This window comes from Algoriphagus namhaensis (assembly GCF_042649705.1).
GTDB lineage: Bacteria > Bacteroidota > Bacteroidia > Cytophagales > Cyclobacteriaceae > Algoriphagus > Algoriphagus namhaensis.
Genome location: NZ_JBHRZS010000007.1, coordinates 1,199,179 through 1,216,743 on the forward strand (window position 1 = coordinate 1,199,179; position 17,565 = coordinate 1,216,743).

Consider the following 17,565-nt stretch of genomic DNA (forward strand, 5'->3'; position numbering starts at 1 on the left):
TGGGATATTTGGATTAGAATAAAAGTGACATAATTTATATTATGTTAAATAAACCAAAAAACCATTCAATCTAACCCTTCCATTCCTTAAGCTCGATCTCCAACTCGGATGAATCCCCTACCACTGCCAAACCAAAATTGGAAACCGAATCAAGGTAGCATACAGTGTCAATCACTTTTGATGGTTTATTCTTTTGTCGCAAGATTTCTAGCCAAGGATTTTTACTTACAGAACGAACCAAAACTTGATCCAGCGGATATGTAAGACCTTTGCCAATGAATTTGATATAGGCTTCTTTAATACACCAATGCCTGAAAAAGACATTGGCTCTGTCCAAACCTTTGGCAGCTTGTATGGCTGAGATTTCATCAGAGCCAAAAAAATGAGTTGAAATCAATTCTGCTTCAATCTCAGGGTCTAGGAATTCCAGATCTACGCCCAGTTGCCCGTCACGTGAAAATCCAATGGCTACATGATCTTTAGAATGTGAGGAATTGAAATAAAGCTTTTCTTTTGAAAAGGCGATAAATGGTTTACCCAAGCTGCTGTAACCAAAGCGTATGGATTTGGGATGAATACCAAGGTATTCTCCAGACAATTTGCGCAGCATGCTTCTACGCTTAATAAATAGATCTCTATGCTTGGGATAGATAAACTTCTCCAGACGCTGTAATTCATCTTTAGAAAGATGGCTCGGGTCCACATCTTGGATTTCGGAAAGATTTGCAGTCCAGAGCTCTACTTTCATTTTTTGCTCTTTTGATCCCAGCGACGCAAACTACGCGTGATGGCTGTATTCATCTGACTGGAATACGGTTCCCGCATCAGTTTCAAATGTGGTCCGTCTATATGCTCCCGGTCCACCAAGTTCACCAATGGATCCCAATCGTACGTATGCTTAAACTCTCTCGGAGTCGTGATCAGCAGGGCTTCACAATCGATTTTAGCGATTTTATACTTCAAGATATACTTCTTCAGTAGCCCTGTTTCCTGGATCAAAATTCCTTGATTTCCGTCCTTATTGACCTTTTTGCGCACTTTTTCGAGCAATTCTGCCGGTCTATTCCATAGATCCAGATAAGTCAAATATTTGCGGTATTCATTTTTACCAAAGGTCCTGGATTTATCAAAAAACAGCGGCGGATCAATCAAAATCAACTGTACCTCCTCTCCTGCTTCTTTGAGCTGTCTGGCGATCTCAAAAGCCACAACATTTCCAATGGAGTACGATAAAATGCGTATGGGGCCTTCAGGTTGAATAACCTTAATCTCCTCACGGCAAAGCTGGGCGATCTCCTCAATACTCTTGGGAACGTAATCTTTCACCAGTTCCGGACTAACCGAAAGCACCCCATAAATGGGATAATCTCCAGGTAAATGACGTGTAAGCTGGGCATAAACTGTCTCGTAGTAAAACTCGCTGTGAATGCAAAAAAGCGGCAATTCATCCCCTGTAGTACTGATAGGAATAATTCTTTTTAACTCTTTAGGTAAATACTTGGCTTCATTTACTTTTACCTTAGTCGCGAGTGTCCGAATGGAATCATTTAGGCTGATTTCTTCCGCGAAATCAAATCGGGCATAAAGCTTTTCTTCTACTCCTTTCCATTCGGCTGCCGCTCCCCCATTTTTCTGAAAACTATCAAGAACCCCAATTAGCTTTTGAGAAAGTCCTTGTTCCCAAATACCCAAAATTTCCAATTCAAGGGTGTTTTTTGGTCGCTCGTAAGGCTCGGTATTCAAAGAATTCACCAAGGACTCAACCGTTGAATAGCGCAAGAACTGTTCGGGAGTCACCTTAATTCCGATCTCTCGAAGTCGGGCCAGAATACGGATGCTTTGTAGGGAATTCCCTCCCAGTTCATTAAAATCCTTATTGACGGGCAAATCCTCAGGGCCAAGCACATCTGACCAAACCTGGGCGATTTGTCTTTCCAGATATGTACTTGGCAATTTGGGAAGGCTGCTGCTTTGGCTACTTTGGTTTTGAGCCTCAATACTCAGTTTCCTGAGATCTACTTTGCCATTCGGTAAAAGAGGAAATTGAGCGAGCACCAGATACTGTTCCGGTACCATGTACTTGGGCAGATTTTCCGTTAAAAAGGCTCTCAACTTATCTGAATCGACGAATTTGGAATCCTTCACTAAATAGGCCAGCACCAATTTTCGAGCTCCGGAATCAGCTACAAAAGCGATGGCGGACTTCACATCTTCGAACTTCTGAGCTAAACTTTGAATTTCATTCAATTCTACTCGATGACCTCGGATTTTTACCTGATTATCGATCCTTCCCAGGTACTCGAGCAGTCCATCTTTTTGAATCCGAACCAGATCACCTGTACGATAAAGTGTCTCCCATTCCTCTGAATAAGGATTTTTTACAAATTTTTGATCTGAATTCTCTGATTTTAAATAACCATTCACGACACCAGGACCTGCGATGCAGAGTTCTCCCGGCAAACCGATGGGCGTTAAACTTTGATCTGGCTCCAGCACATAACTCAGGGTATTGTTGGTGGCAAGCCCTATGGGAACTTTAGGGTAGTTTACTTTCGGAAGCAATTCTTGCGCAGTACACCAGACTGTGCCTTCACTGGGGCCATATTCATTGAAAAGTTGGGTGTTTTTGAGTTTTTCAAAATGCAGCCCAATCAAATCAGCGGGGCACTCCTCTCCTGCCACCAGCACCGCTTGGAGTGCAGAAAGCTCTTCCTGGCTATTTTCCAGAATGGCTTTGTGTAGCGAAGGCAGCATCAAGGTATGGCTAATCTCCTCCCGCTGAATAATCTGCCCAAGTGCGAAAGCATCCAAGGCTTCTTGATTTTGGCTAATGACCAATTTTCCTCCCGTACAAAGGGACCAAAAAATCCCCGCAATCGAACTGTCAAATGAGAACGAAGACACGAGCAAAAAAGCTGACATTGGCGCCGAATAATAGGCCTTTCTCGCTTGGTTGGAAGAGTAGAGATTTTGATGACTTACGCGAACACCCTTGGGTTTGTTGGTACTTCCAGAAGTGAAAATCAAGTAAGCATACTCTCCTATTTTATATTCTTTATTGATATGATTATCAATGCTTTGAGATAATTCATTTGAATTGATTTCAATAACTTGAATTTCAGTGCTGATTGGATTTTCTTTTGGCCAAAGGGAGCTTGTTGAAATCACAAATTCAGCTCCTGATTCCTCGATATATTGGCTGATTCGCTGTTCTGGGTAATCGGGATCCAAAGGCAGATAATATCCTCCGTATCTCAGAATCCCAACAATGCTCACCACAAAGTCCACTGATCGATTAAGATAGATTCCGATGGGCTGATTTCTATCCACATTGAGTCGATCCAGTTCATTTGCCAGTGCCTTGCTTCTTTGGTCTAATTCGGCATACGAAAGTTTCTGATCGCCACATACCAGGGCAACCTCATCACCTTTCTCTTGAAGATTTTTGAGTATTTCTGGGATTACGCTTCCTGTATAATCAGGATCAAAACCCTGATTCAAGCCATGCGTCAGAAAATCTCTTTCCTCTTCAGAAATCAAGGAATATGCGGAAATCGGAAGACTTGGATTCGCAGAAATGTGATCCAGTAAAGTAGCAAAATGTCCACTCAATCGCTCTGCAAAGGCCTCATTGAATAGATCTGTGCTAATTTCCACTCCAATTTCATATTGTCCATTCCTTACACCAAAATGGTGCAAAGTCAGGTCAAATTTGGACACATCTAAATCAAGAACGTCAAAACTGATGGTAGAAATTCCAGCTTCTTCAAATGGGTTTCCACCAGAAGAATGTCCTACAAACATTGCTTGAAAGAGTGGATTACTGCTTTGATCATATTGCCCAGATTCTTGCAGCATTTGCTCGTAAGTGGCTTTTTCAGAGGAAATGGTCTGTAAAACCTCTTTCTGGGTTTGCTTTAAGACTTGAAGAAATGTCTGGCTAGGATCAAGCTCTCCGCCAATCACTTGGGTATCGACAAAATAGCCCGCCAAATCTTTTAGCTCATCCTGCTCGCGGTTCAGTACAGGGATTCCTACATAAATCGATTGGCTTTTGGAGTATCGAGAAAGTAAGATTTGAAAAACAGTAAGAAAGAGCGAAAAAGAGGTGCTTTGCGTCTTTTGAAGCAGTTGATTCACTTTGCCCGTAAGGGTTTCAGGAAGATTAAATCGTAGAAATTGGCCTTTGTAGCTTGGAATCGCAGGACGAGAATAGTCCAAAGGCAAATCCAAAAAAGCATCTTTAACTTTAGCATTTCGGCTGATTTCTTTGCGATCCTTTGCCTGCTCATTCTGCCAAACGCTGTAATCCTGAAATTGAAGAGCTTTGGAGCTTGAATCATTTGAAATTGAACTTTGCGCAGCATAAAACTCAGCAAATCCTTTTCGAATCAAATCAATGGACCATGCGTCGATAATGATATGGTGGAAAGTAAGTCCAAGTAAAATTTTCGTACCGCTCACTTGACAAGTTGCCAAGCGAACAAGAGGGTCTGATTCTAAACGAAAAGGACGGCTTGCTTGAGCTTTGAGCCAGTCTTTGGCTTCTTTCTCCGATTTGAATGACTCTCCCTCAACCCATTCGAAATCCCTTTCTGAACGAATCTTCATTCGTGGATTTTCGCCCTCCAGAACATAATTACTGGCAAGAATGGTATGGCTAGAAATTAATTGTCTGAAGGCCTTTTTAACCTGCGCCTCATCAAAAGAATTTGAATCGAAAGTCCAAATCTCCGCATAGTTATAGACTGGACTTTTGGGATTCTTTTGGTAAACCAACCAAAGCCTTTGTTGGGTATCAGAAAGTGGATAGGAGTCCGCCAGAGGTGCTTTTGGGATACTTCCCTCCTTCTCCTCGCCTTCATTATCCCCACTGAAATTCAGCCACTGATCTAATAAATCGTCCGAATTGTCCTCCATACCCAATGGGATTAAAGGATTCCTTGTTCAAGTAACCAAGTATGCAACTTCAAGTCATATCCAAAGGCTCTTTCGATAATCCAATAGGCCGAAATAGCCATTAAGAGCAAGGAGAAGCCGACTACAATGATGTAATATAATTTTACTCGGCTCAGCACAAAAAGAACTGGAAATGCCACAAGGATAATGGCCAACTGACCTAGCTCAACCCCGATATTAAATCCAACCAGTGAGTACACAAGGTATTCTCCACCTCTGGATTGCTCAGCAAGTACTGAAGCAAAACCAAATCCATGAAATAGCCCGAAAATCAAAATAATGAGCCATTCCCGCTTATTCAAGAAGGGAACAATATTATGGAATGCCGCCATGGCGATGGAGATAGCAATAATGGACTCAACGAGTCTTGAAGGGAGATTAATCACATCCAAAGCCGCTAAACTCAGTGTCACGGAATGCGCTAGGGTGAAAATGGTAATGATTTTGACTACTGAAATCAATGCTGTTTTGAAGCTCTTTTCTGGTTCAAAATCTGTGTATTTAATCCCTAACCATCTTCCTTTAGGGTCCTGAGGACGATAAACAATCACTGAAGGAATCAATAAGGCGATCAAGAATAGAATGTGATCCAACCCAATCCAAATATGGTAAACACCAGACTTTACCATCGCCATAAAACCTGTGAAAACTGAGCCCTCTTCAATGTCCAAGGTTTGGTTTGGGGAAGAGCTGCCAAAAATCAGAGATGGAAGAGCCTCATTTGCTAATACACCTGTTTTCCAGTTTCGCTCGATGTGCAAAAGAGATTCATGTCCACTGAGTTCATTGACGAAAATTTGATCATAAACCTTCAAATCCGATGGGACAGGATTCATATTAGTCATGGAAAAATTGAAAAGAAGGAAATCATCTCCATTCAAATCCAGTAAGTCTATGTCCGTAAATACAAGGTCATGACCCCCATTTTCAGAGCTGTATTTTAAGTTTTCTAAAATGTAGCTAACCATTGCTTGAACCTCGGCGCCATTTTGATCTGGTACCACTCCAGGTCCATATTCATACCCAAAAACCTTCGTTATATCACTTTTTCTAAGCTCTACTCGACAGTCCATTTGACCCTCGTAAATACTTAAATAAATATAGTTTTGATTGGGTCTATGCGCTTCTACTTGGTGAATACTGAAGGCAAAAAATAGGACAAAAATAAAACCTGTTCTCAATAATTGGGTTAGGGTCATGGGGATTTGGTAGGGGTTAAATCTGATTCAGAACATTAGACAAGGCCATTTTGTTGGCCCCGCCACTAAGCTGGGTAAAAAAAAACAATTGCCACTTGAAATCAAAATAGTATATTGTTGATTGCTTTTAACAAGAATGAATAAAAATCAAGAGAGTACCATTATTGACAGTACCGCAGTACAGCAAATAATCAGAAAAAAAGGCTTAAACACAGTAATGGATGATCTTATTGATCGTCTTGAAAAAGCTTTATTGGATTATTCCCCCGAAGATACTCACATCCCTACTCGTTCCGGTTTCAATTATAAAAAACCTTTTTTGGGTTTAGTGGAATGGATGCCACTTATGAAAAAAGGTGAAGAGGTCATTATTAAAGTTGTGGGCTATCATCCGGAAAACCCCGACTTATTTAAAATCCCGACCATACTTTCCACCATTTCATGCTATGATGCGCATACTGGGCATTTGAATTATTTAGTAGATGGAGTTTTGCTCACTGCCTTACGAACCGGAGCATCTAGCGCCGTGGCCAGCAAGTTAATGGCGTCTAAAAATTCCAAAGTATTAGGCTTGATTGGATGTGGAGCACAGTCGGTAACTCAGGTACATGCAATTTCAAGGTTGTTTGGAATCGAAGAGATCATCATATATGACACAGATCAAAACTCCATAGCAAGCTTGAAGGATCGCCTTGCTCCTATCGATATTGCTGCCGGACCCAAGTCAGCCAGCATTGAAGAGATTTTGAATCGATCGGATATACTTTGCACCGCTACTTCCATTGCTCCAGAGGAAGGCCCACTTTTCGATACCTATCAAACCAAAGCACATCTACATATCAATGCTGTTGGAGCTGATTTTCCAGGCAAATTTGAATTACCGCTATCACTATTGGAGAAAGCTTATGTTTGCCCAGACTTTTTGGAGCAGGCCTTGATCGAAGGAGAATGTCAGCAAATGGATCCAAGTAAAATCGGTCCCACTTGGGTAGAAGTGGCGCGGAATGCGGATTTGCAAGAAAAATACCAGCTTGGACTTTCGGTCTTTGACTCTACAGGATGGGCATTGGAGGATCAAGTGGTGGCAAATCTTTTTGCGGAATATGCTAAGGAACTCGGTCTTGGAAAGGCTATGAAAATAGAGTCATTTTCTGAGGATGAAAAAAATCCATACGGTTCCCTGCACCAATTGATCCACTCCAACCAATAGGTAAACGCTAAGATTAAATCAGATTTATGATTTATGTCAAAACAATTGACTTCTATTTGAAGTAACTTGTCTAATAGTTTTCATAATCTTTTCTTTACTAAGAAATGCACAACATTCACCAAACTCTTACGGTATGATAAAAAAATTACTCTTTACCGTTTTTTTATGTTCCATACTTGCCTTATCAGTCCATGCCCAATCACTAAGAGGTCGAGTATTAGATCAGTCTAGTTCTCCATTAATTGGGGCTTACATTATCCATAGTGATTCAGAAAACCACGCCCATACAAATGGGTCTGGTTATTTTGTGTTATCTGGGGTAAATACTGGCGACGTCTTACAAGTCAGCTATGTAGGCTTTGAAACCCAGACTATTGTAGTGGAAGATTTGTCCAAGGAAGTCACTATTCGTATGAAAGAGGCAGCTATTGAGCTCGGAGAAGTGGTATTTAACCAAGAAGTGAATCCGTTGATCTCCCTTTCAAGGATAGATCTAAAGGTCAATCCAGTAAACACATCTCAAGATATCCTGAGAAAAGTACCAGGTTTATTTATCGGTCAGCACGCAGGAGGTGGAAAAGCCGAGCAGATCTTTTTGAGAGGTTTTGATATTGACCATGGCACAGATATCAACATCACCGTAGATGGAATGCCAGTGAATATGGTTTCACATGCTCACGGACAAGGTTATTCTGATCTTCACTTTTTGATACCTGAAACAGTAGAGCGTGTGGATTTTGATAAAGGTCCATACAATGCTGATAAAGGAAACTTTGCGACAGCTGGTTATGTGAATTTTCAAACCAAGCGGGCTTTAGAAAAAAGTTCTGTGTCTGTACAAGGCGGAAGCTTCAACACAGTTCGAACTGTTGGTCTTTTCAATTTGATTAACGAAAAGAAAAACAACGCCTACATCGCTGCAGAATATTTGGCAAGTGACGGACCATTCGAAGCCAGTCAGAACTTCAATCGAATCAATCTTATGGGTAAGTATGGATTGACCTTAGACGATGGAAGTGATATCAGCGTATTAGCCTCTTATTTCACCAGTAAGTGGGATGCATCTGGACAAATTCCGATTCGTGCTGTGGAAAGTGGTCAAATCACCAATTTCGGTGCTTTGGATGATACTGAAGGAGGATACACTAGTCGAACCAACATCGCCCTTAATCACACCAAGCTGATCAATGATAGACTCTTTATCAAAAACAATGTCTACTACTCAACTTATGATTTTGAGCTTTTCTCCAACTTCACATTCTTTCTAGAAGACTCTGTGAATGGAGATCAAATCCGTCAGGGAGAAACTCGTGCCCTATTTGGTGCTGAGAGCCAGCTGACCTACAGCAACGAGTTCAGTGGTGGAGAATATGCTCTTCAATTTGGTGTCGGTCTAAGAAATGATGACAGCCGTGACAATGAATTAGAAGGGACAAAAAATAGAGACAGTATTCGTTTTGTAACCCAAAGAGGTGATATCACAGAGTCGAATTATTATAGCTACGTAAACTTTGATCTCTATCTGAATAAGCTTCGAATCAATCCAGGAGTACGAGTTGATTATTTTTCCTATTTGTACCAAGATAAGTTGACACCAGAATATGATCCTCAATCGCTTACTGCTGCGGTATTCAGTCCAAAATTGAATTTCATCTACACCGTAAATGATAATGTACAGGTTTATGCTAAGTCAGGTATAGGCTTTCACTCTAATGACACTCGATTGGTTCTGGAGAGACCAAACAATGAGTCCATTCTACCACGAGCATTTGGTGCAGACTTGGGAGGTAATTTCAAATTGATGCCAAGATTGATTGTTAATGGAGCTTTGTGGTATTTGAGGCTGGAGCAGGAGTTTGTTTATGTTGGAGATGCGGGAATCGTGGAAGCTAGTGGACGTACCGCTCGTCGGGGTGTTGATTTGGGTGTGCGTTGGCAGGCAAACAACTGGATCTATTTTGATGGAGACTTTACCTATTCTTATGCAAGAAGCATTGACGATGCAGAGGGAGAAAACTTTATTCCTTTAGCTCCACGAATCACCACGACCGGTGGTTTGAGTTTCGAAAAAGATGGTTTTGCAGGTGCCTTGAGAACTAGATATTTACAGGATAGACCAGCAAATGAGGACAATAGCGTCATTGCTGAGGGATATACTGTTTTGGATTTAAATGCCAGCTATTCCTTCAATGCATTCACTATTGGATTTTTTGTCGAAAATCTACTTGACACTGACTGGAAAGAAACCCAATTTGATACTGAATCAAGAATTCGCCTAGCTGATGGAAGCTTGGAGCCTTCTCCTGTAAGTGAAATTCACTTCACACCTGGTACTCCATTCAATTTCAGAGGCTTTATCAGATTTACATTTTAGTCAAGATTTCATGGATTTTAGCTGGAGCAAGGAGCAATTAGCCCTAAAGGAAAAAGCCAAGACTTTTGCCCAAGAGCACCTAAATACGGACGTTTCTCAAAAGGAAAGAAACAACATTTTCCCAACGGAAGAATGGAAAAAGTGTGCTGATTTTGGAGTACTAGGTTGGCCTTTTCCAAAGGAATATGGTGGCTCAGGCTATGATATCATGACAGCTGTATTGATGCTCGAAGGCTTGGGCTATGGCAGCTCGGATAATGGTCTACCCTTTTCACTTAACTCCCAAATGTGGAGTACACAAGTGGCGATCGAGGCATTCGGAACCGATGATCAAAAAAAGAAATACCTAAGGAAATTAATCTCCGGGACAGTTGGTGCTTTTGGCATTACCGAGGAAGGGTCTGGATCGGACACCTATGCACTTGAAATGACCGCAGAAAAGGTGGATGGAGGCTATATCCTCAATGGGGAAAAGCATTACATCACCCTTGCCCCTATTTGTGAAATTGCCGTGGCATTTGCCACCACCAATCCAAAACTCGGACGCTGGGGAATCACAGCGTTTATTGTGGATAGAAGCATGGATGGGTTCACTGTAAGCGAGGTCAGAGACAAAGTTGGTATGCGTACCACTCCTATGGGAAACCTTTATTTTAAAGATTGCTTCGTCCCTGAAGAAAATCGCCTAGGTAAAGAGGGCTCGGGATTGAGCTTGTTTTCTTCCGCTATGGAATCAGAGCGTGGTTATATCTTTGCCAGTCAGATTGGAAGAATGGAAAAACAGCTCGAACTGACCATCAAATACGCCAATAGTCGAAAGTCTTTCGGAAAAACTATTGGAAACTTTCAAGCCATCTCACATCGCATTGCGAATATGAGATTGAGACTAGAGACATCAAAAATGCATCTGTACAAAGTGGCTTATCTAGATCAGCAAAAGCTTCCATTAATGAAAGAAGCCGCCATGGCCAAATTGTATATTAGTGAAGCTTTTGTGGAATCCAGCACTGATTTTATTCGGATCTTTGGAGCCAAAGGAGTGGTCACTGAATATGAAATAGATCGAGACCTTCGCGATGGTTTGGGTGGATTGATCTATTCAGGCACTTCCGATATTCAACGAAATATAATCGCTAAACTAGACGGAGTACAGTGAATTCAAAGAGTACCATATTAAGCGAACTTTTATCAGCCGGAGCAAAAAAGAATCCGGATAAAATTGCCTTTAAGAGTGCCTCAGGTCATATCACCTATCAAGATCTTGATCTTAAAACCAATAAGATTGCAAATTGGCTGATCGAGAATGAAGTGCAAAAGGGCGATCGAGTGGGTATACTCATTGAGAAAAATATCTACACGGCATATGGCCTCTATGGAATCCTGAAGACTGGTGCAGTGATTGTGGCATTGGATCCTGCACAGCCGGCTGAAAAGCTTAAAGCCATTATCAAGGATTGTGAAATTAAGGTGGTGTTATCTATCCCAGCTCATCAGCGTATTTTAGATCAGATTGCTAGCCCGGACTTACTCGAATTAGGATCCACTCAGGACGTCTCTTGGGAGGAAGTCTTCACTGGGTTCAGCGATGAATTACCTCAAGTGGCGATAGCGCCAAGCGATTATGCATACATTATCTACACTTCAGGTTCCACTGGAGAGCCCAAGGGAATTGTTCATACCCATGAGAGTGGTTTGGCTTATGCAAGACAATCAACCAAGCTTTATCAAGTCACAGAAAATGATGTGATCGGGAATGTGGCTTCTTTACATTTTGATCAGAGTACCTTTGGGTATTTCTCAGCAATGTATGCCTGCTGTACCACGTATGTGTTCAATTATAGCGAATTGATCATGCTGGGTAGCTTTTGCGAAGCAGTTCGCAATAATGAAATCTCCATCCTTTATTCAGTTCCGTCATTATTTATCTCACTAGTAAGAGGTGGTTTTGATCTGGATTTTCCATCCGTACGATGGATCAAATATGGAGGAGAGTCCTTCCCCCCCACTCAGGTGAAAATGTTATTGAACAAAGCTCCAAGTGCGCAAGTATCGAATGTTTATGGGCCAGCTGAAGTAAATCAATGTACCTACTATACAGTACCCAAATCTTTGGATGTCAATCGAGAAGTACCCATCGGGAAAGTTTGGGACAATACGGAGTACTTATTACTGGATGAAAATGATAAGCCCATGAAGCAGGGTAAGTCTGGGGAACTCCTGATACACTCGGTAACCATGATGTCTGGTTATTGGAACAATGATGAATTGAATAAGAAGTCTTTTTATCATCTTACGAGAGATGGCCAGAGCATTCGTTTTTATCGTACCGGAGATCAAGTCTATTTAAATGAAAATGAGGAGCTCGTCTTCGTAGGAAGAATAGACAGGCAGGTCAAAATCAGCGGTTATCGTGTAGAATTGGGAGCCGTGGAGCAGGTTTTGATCAAACTTCCTGAAATCAAAGATGCTGCGGTATTCACCACCACCTTTGATGGAGTAAAAGAACTTTGCGCAGCAATCGTTCCTCAGGGAGATTCATTAGACATGACTCAATTGAAGCGTACCTTGCTAAAGTTTTTACCCAAGCAAAGCATTCCCAAACATCTGTTTGAAGTGCCTGAAATGCCGCATTCAGACAATGGGAAAGTACATTACCGAGAACTCGAAAAGCAATTTGCTAACTGAAATATGCTAAGCCAAGCGCAAATACAAGAATATGAAAACCAGGGCTTTCTAAAATTAGAAGGTCTTGTGGGAGGTAAAGACCTCAGTGCGCTTAATACTGCACTGGATAAGTTTGAAGAAATGGATGGTCCGGAATTTTTCAGAGAGAAAAACTCAGGAAAAATTCGAACGGTTTTCGCTCCTGAACAATTTCTGCCGGAGGTCAAGTCTTTGATTGATGACTTGAAACTTCGAGAGGCGATTGCTCAGTTATTGAAGAGCGATTTTTATCTCTTTCAATCCAAATTAAATACAAAAGCCAGCCTAGAATCAGGAGTATGGACTTGGCATCAGGATTTTAAATTTTGGAAAGAAGATGGAATGCTTGAGGCTGAGGCATTGACGCTTGCCGTGATGCTGTCCGATGTGGATGTAGCAAATGGACCTATTTTAGTAATTCCTTCTTCACAAAAGGAAGGTGAGGTTCCCTCCTATCTCAATAACCCAGACGGGGTTCATGATGAGAATTTAAAGTACATGATCACTCGTGAAACCTTGGCTGAAATGGTGTCGAAATATAGACCAATCGAAGCCCTGACCGGAAAAGCCGGAGATGCCTACATTTTCAGTAGTAATGTATTGCACGCTTCTTACCAAAACATGGGAGTTATCGATCGAAAGCTCTTAATGTTTACTTTCAACCCGGTGCACAATATCCAAGAAGTACCCAACCCAAGACCAGAATATATGGTCAAAAGGACCAAAACAGTTTTAAATCCGAAATGATGACAGAGGAACTCATTCAGTATATCAGTACAGAAATTGACACTCCGGTTACGCAGGAAGAGGAGTTGCTAAGCAGTGGCTTGATCGATAGTATTACCATCATGAAGCTGATCGCCCACATCGAAGAAGTCTACGATATCAAAGTTCCCGCTCAGGATATGGTTATTGAAAATTTCAATACCGTATCTTCGATTACAGAATACATTGCGCAGCAGCGCACACAATAAATTACAGAAATTGCAATCCAGCCAGCAAGCTCAATCAACCCTCACCGGGAGCCAGCAAAGTATTTGGGCAAGTCAAAAATTTGCCCCAGAATCAACCGCAAATCATCTCCCTCATACTTTTGAACTTGAGGGAAAAATAGATCCATCAGCATTTAAAAAGGCCTTTAAAGGTCTTATTGCAACGAATGATTCCCTCCGAACCGTATTTCATGAATCGGAAGATCATGAGGTTCTTCAGCTGGTTCTTGAGGAGTTTGATTATGATCTAGAATTTCTCCAAATCAATCCCTCTGAGATTAAAGATTGGATTAATGACCGAATTCAAAAACCCATTGATCTTCATAACTGTACCTTTGATTCGGTTCTAATTCAGCTCGAAGATGAACGATTTATCTGGTACTTAAATATCCATCATATCCTGGCTGATGCCACGACCTTCAAGGTTTTGTTTGAGGAAATGGCCAAACTATATTTTGCTATTCTAGATCAAAAAGAGACTGAATTAGCTGAAAAAGGAACCTTCTCGGAATTTAGAGCCGTAGAGCTTAGCAAACGAAATGAGCAAAATATAAAGTCTGAAAACTACTGGAAAAAGAAAGGGCAAAACCCAGTGAAGCAGCCTCTGCTCTATGGTAATCCAATTGACTCTAGTATAAATTCAGCCAAACGAATTCGTTTGCCTTTCAATGAGGAACTCAAAGCTCTAATTCAAGAAAAATCTAATGCTGAAGGCTACAGATCCTTCAATCTTGAGTTGACCAAATTCACAATTTGGGCTACCCTATTTGCTGGATTTGTTTCAAGGATTTCAGGTGAATCTATTATCCGACTCGGAAGTCCATTTCCGAACCGAAATTTGGCAAAATTCAAGAATACTTCCGGGCTTCTTATGGAAGTTTTACCTTTTGATATTCAAATAGATAGTACTGATAGTTTCGCTAGTTTATTTAAGAAGGTTAGACAAGAACTTTTTGACTTTTTTAAGAACGGGCACCCTGGCGCTCAGACCTTAGAAAATTCTAGAGGAATTCATTTAATCATCAATTATATCCCGCTTTATTTTGGGGATTTTGGTAACATTCCCACAAGGACTAAATGGCTTTTTCCAGATCAATTAGACGCTGGACACGAGATCAGATTTCAGGCTTTTGATTTTAACCAAAAGGATAATCTAGACTTCTACTTCGACATTAATGAGCGCTATCTTGGGTCAGGACAAATCGAGCGGCTCCCACTCCACTTTAAAAATCTTGTTCAGGCTTGCTTGACTGATGAATCAACTCTGATTACAGATATCAAACTCGCCACTCCTAGTGAAGAAAGTGTTTTGATCGAGACAGAGAAAACTGGAATTAGTCTATCAAAATCCTTGGATGAGCAACTTGCCAATAGTTTTGAACAAAATTCAAATGAAATTGCGTTAGTTGAAAATGGGAAAAGGCTGAATTATGGAGAGCTTAATTTGCTTGTAAGGAAAGCCATTGATCATTTGTCTTCAAAGGGAATAAAGCAAGGCGATATTGTTGCAATCCATAAGCCTAGATCTATGGATTACATGGTTTCTGTTTTGGCCTGTCTTAGAATGGGAGCGGCATTTGTTTCCTTACCCATAGACTTGCCAAAGAAGCGAATTGAGCTGATTTTGGAGGATTTAGAACCAAAAATTCTGATCAGTAGAAGAACCGATATTTCAGGACAAACTCCCTGTTTGGACCTCCAAATTCAAGAATTGAATCAGATTCCTTCACCAAGCGCAAGACGAAACATCACATTGGACCCTGAAAGGCTTGCATACATTCTTTTCACTTCAGGCTCCACCGGTAAACCAAAAGGTGTTGAAATTGAGCTTCCTTCTCTCTCAAATTACATTTCGGAAGCAAAGAAAATGTACAGCACGGGAAAGCCTGTCAGCATGCCATTATTCACTTCAGTAGGCTTTGATCTGACTATTACCTCTATTTTCCTGCCTTTGGTGAGTGGTGGTAGTCTGCATATCTATCCCGAATCAGGCAGTGGTCCAGATCTTTCTATTTTGGAAGTAATCAAAAACGATCAAATCAACACCATCAAGCTCACTCCTTCTCATGCACGTCTGATTAAAGATAGAGACTTGCAGTCTTCCAAATTAAAAGTCGCCATTCTTGGGGGTGAAAATTTGGAAAGCAAACTGGCAAAGGAGCTGCAGACTAGCCTTGGTTCTAATGCATCCATCTTCAATGAGTATGGCCCAACCGAAGCCACTGTAGGTTGTATCGTTCATCGTTTCGATCCAAAGAGTACCTTGCTAAATGTACCTATTGGTCAGGCAATTAGTGGCTGTTCATATTACATACTAGACGGAAAACTCAATCCCGTTCCTCAAGGTGTTTCAGCTATGCTTTACTTAGGCGGAGCGGTTTTAGCGAAGGGATATTTCAAGAATCCAGAAAGAACTGATCAATCGTTTATTCCAAATCCTTTCGATCCGGGGCAAATAATCTACAAAACAGGCGATTTGGCAAGATTGGCTTCGAACGGCGACTTGGAATTTTTAGGACGTCAAGACGAGCAAATTAAGTTGAATGGCGTACGAATTGAATCCAGTGAGCTAGAATCGCTGATTGCAGGCTTTCCAGGAATCGAAGAAGCCCATATTGCTTTGGCGGATGCCAATGAAGATCTTTTTGAGGCGCCTGATTTTTACTGCAAGAATTGTGGACTCCCCTCCAATTATCCAGATGCGACTTTTGATGAGGAGCAAGTTTGCAGTCTGTGTAAATCTTTCGAAGACTATCAGAGAAACGTTTCTTCCTACTTTAAATCCATTGATAATCTTCGATCTGAGATTTTAGGTCTTGGTGAAGGAAGAGAGGCTCAGTATGACTGCATGATGCTTCTGAGTGGTGGAAAAGACAGCAGCTATGCGCTAGCTCGTCTTGTTGAGTTAGATATGAAGGTATTGGCCTTTACCTTGGACAATGGTTTTATTTCCGATCATGCCAAGCAAAATATCGATAATACGACCCAGCAACTCGGAGTAGATCATATTTACGGAACCACAGAGGCGATGAATGCGATCTTTAGAGATAGCATCGAGCGACATCAAAATGTTTGCAATGGCTGCTTTAAAACCGTATACACCCTAAGTACCAAATTGGCTCTAGACAAAAACATTCCTGTAATCGTCACTGGACTATCACGAGGTCAATTCTTTGAAACTAGGCTAACTGAAGAGCTTTTTGTCAAAGAAAACTTCGACCCCTCAGATATTGATAACATTATCCTTGAAGCACGAAAATCCTATCACCGAAGCAAAGATGCTGTGAGTGAATATCTCGACGTCTCCATGTTTGAAACCGATGAGGTTTTTGAGAAGGTGTCATTTGTGGACTTCTACCGCTTTAGCGATGTAAGCCTTTCTGAAATGTATGCTTATTTGGATGAAAAAATAGGCTGGAAAAGACCCACAGATACGGGACGAAGCACGAATTGTATTATCAATGATTTGGGAATTTTTGTGCACAAGAAAAAGAAAGGTTATCATAATTATGCTTTCCCCTACAGTTGGGATGTACGAGTTGGGCATAAAAAGCGTGAGGAAACCATTGATGAACTTAACGACCAACTTAGCCCTGATGAAATCAAGCAGTTGATGATAGATATTGGCTTAGAGGATCAAGAAAACACCAAAGAGATTCGGGCCTATTTTAAGGCTAACTCTAGAATAGATAAAAACCAGCTTTTGGAGTATTTGCGTGAGCATTTACCTCAAAATATGATTCCGTCCAACTTTATCCAGGTTGATGCTTTCCCGCTTACTTCAAATGGAAAGGTGGACAAAGCTTCCTTGATCAGGCGTACTCCAAACAAAGGAGAGGCAGTGAATAAGGAGCTCACGCCACCTCAAAATAAAATCGAGCAACTCGTGCATGATACCTGGTGTTCGGTATTGAAAATAGAGGCAATTGACGTCACGGACTCATTTATTCCTCTGGGCGGCAATTCTCTTTCAGCGATTCGAATTGTGTCCTTATTGAGTAACAAGTTGAATTTCCAAATAGGAGTTCAGGTCTTTTTTGAGAAAGACTCTATCCGAGAACTATCAAAGTATATCGCTTCAGAAATCAAGAAAAGAATGGGGATCAAATGATTTTACCCACATTTTTC

Annotated in this window: 10 protein-coding genes; 7 read left to right on the forward strand and 3 right to left on the reverse strand. The window is 41.2% G+C overall.

Annotated elements, in window-relative coordinates; translation table 11 throughout:
• Nucleotides 1–70: 70 nt before the first annotated feature.
• The 3 genes from ACFOSV_RS13530 to ACFOSV_RS13540 are packed head-to-tail and all read right to left on the reverse strand — an operon-like array spanning nucleotide 71 to nucleotide 6,158.
• A complete protein-coding gene (locus tag ACFOSV_RS13530) occupies nucleotides 71–748 on the reverse strand; it encodes a 4'-phosphopantetheinyl transferase family protein (RefSeq protein WP_377906551.1) in 678 nt (225 codons plus the stop codon).
• Entirely contained in the window at nucleotides 745–4,920 is a 4,176-nt protein-coding gene (locus ACFOSV_RS13535; protein WP_377906552.1) for a non-ribosomal peptide synthetase, read from the reverse strand. The genes ACFOSV_RS13530 and ACFOSV_RS13535 overlap by 4 nt, the downstream gene beginning before the upstream one ends.
• Before the next feature lie 11 nt (nucleotides 4,921–4,931).
• On the reverse strand, nucleotides 4,932–6,158 hold the full coding sequence (locus ACFOSV_RS13540; RefSeq protein WP_377906553.1) for a HupE/UreJ family protein: 1,227 nt from the start codon (nucleotides 6,156–6,158) through the stop codon (nucleotides 4,932–4,934).
• 136 nt (nucleotides 6,159–6,294) lie between these two features.
• Between ACFOSV_RS13540 and ACFOSV_RS13545 the strand changes: the two genes are divergently transcribed.
• From ACFOSV_RS13545 to ACFOSV_RS13575, 7 genes are all read left to right on the forward strand, one after another.
• Nucleotides 6,295–7,368 (forward strand): ornithine cyclodeaminase family protein, encoded by a 1,074-nt coding sequence (locus ACFOSV_RS13545; protein WP_377906554.1) that lies wholly within the window; start codon nucleotides 6,295–6,297, stop codon nucleotides 7,366–7,368.
• 133 nt (nucleotides 7,369–7,501) lie between these two features.
• Nucleotides 7,502–9,742 carry a TonB-dependent receptor gene (locus tag ACFOSV_RS13550; RefSeq protein WP_377906555.1) on the forward strand — a complete coding sequence of 747 codons (2,241 nt, stop codon included), beginning with the start codon at nucleotides 7,502–7,504 and terminating at the stop codon, nucleotides 9,740–9,742.
• 10 nt (nucleotides 9,743–9,752) lie between these two features.
• Nucleotides 9,753–10,898 carry an acyl-CoA dehydrogenase family protein gene (locus ACFOSV_RS13555; protein WP_377906556.1) on the forward strand — a complete coding sequence of 382 codons (1,146 nt, stop codon included), beginning with the start codon at nucleotides 9,753–9,755 and terminating at the stop codon, nucleotides 10,896–10,898.
• On the forward strand, nucleotides 10,895–12,427 hold the full coding sequence (locus ACFOSV_RS13560; protein ID WP_377906557.1) for an amino acid adenylation domain-containing protein: 1,533 nt from the start codon (nucleotides 10,895–10,897) through the stop codon (nucleotides 12,425–12,427). Before ACFOSV_RS13555 ends, ACFOSV_RS13560 begins: the two co-directional genes overlap by 4 nt.
• A 3-nt stretch (nucleotides 12,428–12,430) precedes the next feature.
• Nucleotides 12,431–13,192: a phytanoyl-CoA dioxygenase family protein gene (locus ACFOSV_RS13565; RefSeq protein WP_377906559.1), complete on the forward strand. Its 762-nt coding sequence runs from the start codon at nucleotides 12,431–12,433 to the stop codon at nucleotides 13,190–13,192.
• Nucleotides 13,189–13,419 (forward strand): acyl carrier protein, encoded by a 231-nt coding sequence (locus tag ACFOSV_RS13570; RefSeq protein ID WP_377906560.1) that lies wholly within the window; start codon nucleotides 13,189–13,191, stop codon nucleotides 13,417–13,419. Before ACFOSV_RS13565 ends, ACFOSV_RS13570 begins: the two co-directional genes overlap by 4 nt.
• Nucleotides 13,420–13,429: 10 nt before the next feature.
• A complete protein-coding gene (locus tag ACFOSV_RS13575) occupies nucleotides 13,430–17,548 on the forward strand; it encodes an amino acid adenylation domain-containing protein (RefSeq protein WP_377906561.1) in 4,119 nt (1,372 codons plus the stop codon).
• Nucleotides 17,549–17,565 lie beyond the last annotated feature (17 nt).

Bases quoted from the DNA above. Each gene is read 5' to 3' on its own strand.
- ACFOSV_RS13545 (WP_377906554.1), top strand. From the start codon at position 6,295: ATGAATAAAAATCAAGAGAGTACCATTATTGACAGTACCGCAGTACAG.
- ACFOSV_RS13570 (WP_377906560.1), top strand. From the start codon at position 13,189: ATGATGACAGAGGAACTCATTCAGTATATCAGTACAGAAATTGACACT.
- ACFOSV_RS13530 (WP_377906551.1), bottom strand. From the start codon at position 748: ATGAAAGTAGAGCTCTGGACTGCAAATCTTTCCGAAATCCAAGATGTG.
- ACFOSV_RS13550 (WP_377906555.1), top strand. From the start codon at position 7,502: ATGATAAAAAAATTACTCTTTACCGTTTTTTTATGTTCCATACTTGCC.
- ACFOSV_RS13535 (WP_377906552.1), bottom strand. From the start codon at position 4,920: ATGGAGGACAATTCGGACGATTTATTAGATCAGTGGCTGAATTTCAGT.
- ACFOSV_RS13540 (WP_377906553.1), bottom strand. From the start codon at position 6,158: ATGACCCTAACCCAATTATTGAGAACAGGTTTTATTTTTGTCCTATTT.
- ACFOSV_RS13555 (WP_377906556.1), top strand. From the start codon at position 9,753: ATGGATTTTAGCTGGAGCAAGGAGCAATTAGCCCTAAAGGAAAAAGCC.
- ACFOSV_RS13565 (WP_377906559.1), top strand. From the start codon at position 12,431: ATGCTAAGCCAAGCGCAAATACAAGAATATGAAAACCAGGGCTTTCTA.